The following is a 3,821-nucleotide window of genomic DNA, read 5'->3' on the forward strand; positions in this document are numbered from 1 at the left end:
GAATTGATGATCGCGCCCATAAAAATGGTGTTGTTGAACAGGCTGACGTAGTTGCTGTAATCGAGCGAGGGGACCAGAGTGAAAGCGTAGAGACTTTCGCGGGTCTTGGTTGAAGAGATGATCGCCCAATAATAGGGAAAGAGCATGTAGGCGAGTACAGCGGCCACACCGACATAAAGGCCGATGCGTTTCGCGGCTCTTAACCTGCGATATGCCTGGTTCGAATAGCGTTTTGGTTTGGCCGTCATATAGACGCTCCTACGCTGCGCTGCGGTCGAGCCGCAAGATGCTGACGATCAGGATCGCGATCAGTCCTACGATGAGGAAAACCCAGGTCGAGGCGGCGGATCCAACGCCGAGGTCTTGAAATCCGATGAGTTGATCCCGGGCATAGATCGACATCGTCATGGCATTCTCGTTGTTAGCTGCAATGACATAGCTCAAATCGAACATCCGCAATGCGTCGAGGGTGCGAAACAAAATGGCCACCCCGATCGCAGGAGCAGCGAGCGGCAGCGTAATCGACCAAAAGCGCTTCCAGGCTGGTATCCCTGACACTTCAGCCGCCTCATAGATTTCCTCCGGAATAAGCTGGAGCCCGGCCAGGATGAGGAGGACCATAAACGGCGTCGTAACCCATACATCGATAAAGATGACCGTGCCAAGGATGAGGGATGGATCGGCTGTCCAGGCAATGCCCTTGTCGAGAAATCCGAGCCAAATGAGAGCCTTGTTGATCAGTCCGAACTGATCGTTGAGCATCCATTCCCAGATCTTGGCAGACACGACCATTGGCATTGCCCAGGGCACGAGAATGGCCGCCCGGACGAGCCCGCGCCCGGCAAATGCGCGATGCAGCAACAAAGCAACTGCAAGCCCCAGCAGCGTCTCAAAGGCAACAGATACAGTAGTGAAGATCATCGTATTCTTCACAGCGCCCCAGAAGACGCGGTCCTCGATAACGGTGGCGAAATTTTCCAGGCCGACGAAGCTGTAATCGGTGGGGTTGTCGAGATAGGCATTAGTGAAGGAAAAATAGATATTGCGCGCAAGGGGCCACAAGGCCACGCCGGTCAGCGCAACCAGCAAAGGCAGGAGGAAAAGCCAAGCGATCCTTTTTTCCCGATTTTGCATCGCGAGCGCGGCCCCTCAATTCTGCACAACTGCGACGGGTCCAGATGCCGGCTGGGCGTCAATCCGTACTCCTGCCTCATCGAAGAGGTAGAGGTCATTTGGATGCCACGCCAGGCCTACCGGATCGCCTGAAGTATGGTTTGGAAGTGATTGCGGGGACCGCACCGTCCACACCAGATCGTCGGCCAGGCGAACATAGGCAATTTGTTCGTACCCGAGATCTTCGGCCCTCTCAAATGTGCCCAGGATCGTTTGAGGCATTTGGGCGCTGACAATCTTCAAAGCTTCAGGTCTTAAGCCCAGCGATGCGGGTGCGGCGCCGACAAATTTACCTGGGAACGCAAATCCCGCCGGCCCGCGCAGTAATAAAGACGAAGCATTAGCTTGCACGGGCGCAAAATTCATTCTCGGACTGCCAAGGAAGCCGGCAACGAAGCGGTTGGCAGGTCTGTCATATAGCTCGCGAGGGGTTCCGATCTGCTCAATGCGGCCATGATTGAGGATGACGATCCTGTCGGCGAGCGTCATGGCCTCGGTCTGGTCATGAGTAACATAGATCATCGTCGTACTGATTTCGCTGTGGAGCTTTGCGATTTCGAACCGCATTTCCATGCGCAAATCCGCATCGAGGTTGGACAGCGGCTCGTCGAACAGGAACAATTGCGGCTGGCTCACGAGGGCACGCCCGATAGCCACCCGTTGCCGTTGTCCGCCGGACAGCTGCTTTGGCCTTCGCTCAAGCAAGTGGCTGATCTTCAACAGGTCGGCCACCTTGGTCAAACGTCGGCGAATCTCATCCTTCGCCATGCGGGCCGTTTCCAGGGCAAAGCTGATGTTTCGCGCCACGTTCATATGCGGATACAGAGCATACGATTGAAAGACAAACGCGACCCCGCGTTTTGACGCTGGAACGTCCGTGACCTCTTCTCCCCCAATGAAGACCTTTCCATTTGAAACAGGTACAAGGCCGGCAATGACACGTAGCAATGTTGATTTTCCGCAGCCTGAGGGACCTACGAAGACGACGAACTCGCCATCCTGAACCGTCAGGTCGATTGAGCGGAGCACGTCGTACGCGCCGAAGCTCTTGCTGACGTCTTTCAATGTGACGGATGCCATTCCACTACCCTTGAATTTGCCTTTGCCCTAGTCGTTTCCTGCGCGCGATTGTCCGCGGAACAGAATGGACACCTCCGGACGCAGATATCCGCAGGTGCCCAGGACGTCAGTCTGTTGCCTTCACGTCGCGCTTTAGTCGCTTTTCAAGCTGGGCAAGTTCCTCGTTAACGTCTCCCTTGCCCGATATGACGTCATGGACGGCACGGTAGAATGTACGGGATATGCGGTTGTAGTTCTTTCCAGTCGTGGCTGACGGACGAGCGACGGATTCTTCAAATGCAGTCTTGGCCATGGGCAGGAAAGGAATCTTTGCGAGGACATCGGCATCGCTGTAGAGTGCTTCAACTGTTGGGTTGTAACCACCCTTGATCGCTCGCATCTTCTGGTCCTCAAGTCCAACCATGTAGCGCAGAAGTTCCGCCGCTTTTTCCTTCTTGTTCGAATATTTCGAAACGGCAAGATAGGCTGTTCCGAGACTGCCACTTGATTTCTGCCCCTGGGCTCCGACCGGAAGCGCAGACACGCCAACCTTACCTAGCAGCTTGCCGTCCGGCGCTTGGGACGTACCCCAGACGTATGGCCAGTTTCGGTGAAATACGGCATTGCCGCTCTCGAACAATGCGCGTGAGCTTTCCTCGTCATAATTTAGTACACCCTTGGGCGAGATCGTGTCGATCCATCCCCGAGCTCGCGTTAAGGCCTCAGCCGCTTGAGGGTTGTTGATCGTTACTTCACCCTGATCAGAAAGAATTGTTCCGCCACCGCCTGAAGCAATCCATTCCAGAGCATCGCAGGTGAGTCCCTCATAGCTGCGTCCCTGCCACGAATAGCCCCACATGTCTGCGTTGCCGGCCTTGCGCTCGTCATCCTGGATCTCCTTGGCAGTCGTCGTGAGGTCCTCCCAGGTCTTCGGCGGCTGCTTGCCGTACTTTTCCAAAAGATCCTTGCGGTAAAACATCAAACCTGTATCGATGTAGAATGGCATGGCAACGAGTTTACCGTCGATCCGAGCCGCATCGGTTGCCGACGCAAAATGGGCCCTCACCTCGCCATCCGGAACCAAAGCCGTAAGGTCCTGGAAATGGTCCTTCATCATGCCGAGCCAGATGACATCGACATAGAGCAGATCGACGTCCGAAGAATTTGAAGCGAATAGCTGCTGATAGATCGGGATGGCATCATCAAGGTTCTGAGGCGTGCGGTTGATTTTGACCTCATTGCCGGACGATTTGGCCCACTGCTGCGCACCTTCCTCGCACAGCTCGTAGTCGGTCGCCGAGCAAAACATCGATATTGTTTCGGCCTTGGCGGGCAATGCTGCCGCCATTGCCAGAACTGCGAGACCTGCGAATAACTTCAATCTGTGTTTCATGGTCGTTCCCTGCTCTTCTTGTTTGATGGAAGTAGACTAGACGGCGACGTTCCGCCGTCGGTATCGGCTAAGATCGGAATGAAACGGCAAGTTGCGGCCGCCATATCCGGTGACTGCAAGGGAGCCGCAGATAACAGCGACTTCGAGGGCGGCGGCGAAATCGGGTTCGTACAACAGCCCGTAAGCCAGTCCCGCA

General features: G+C 55.4%; 3 protein-coding genes and 1 pseudogene. All 4 read right to left on the reverse strand.

Annotated elements, in window-relative coordinates; translation table 11 throughout:
• A pseudogene (locus AAAC48_RS08960) lies at positions 1-248 on the reverse strand (carbohydrate ABC transporter permease); the annotation flags it as partial.
• A 10-nt stretch (positions 249-258) separates the two neighbouring features.
• Positions 259-1,134, reverse strand: a complete 876-nt coding sequence (locus AAAC48_RS08965; protein ID WP_340653846.1) for a sugar ABC transporter permease — start codon at positions 1,132-1,134, stop codon at positions 259-261.
• Positions 1,135-1,149: 15 nt separating this feature from the next.
• Positions 1,150-2,253, reverse strand: a complete 1,104-nt coding sequence (locus tag AAAC48_RS08970; RefSeq protein WP_340653847.1) for an ABC transporter ATP-binding protein — start codon at positions 2,251-2,253, stop codon at positions 1,150-1,152.
• A gap of 106 nt (positions 2,254-2,359) precedes the next feature.
• Positions 2,360-3,625, reverse strand: a complete 1,266-nt coding sequence (locus tag AAAC48_RS08975; RefSeq protein WP_340653848.1) for an ABC transporter substrate-binding protein — start codon at positions 3,623-3,625, stop codon at positions 2,360-2,362.
• Positions 3,626-3,821 lie beyond the last annotated feature (196 nt).

This window comes from Phyllobacterium sp. (genome assembly GCF_037994405.1).
Lineage (GTDB): Bacteria > Pseudomonadota > Alphaproteobacteria > Rhizobiales > Rhizobiaceae > Phyllobacterium.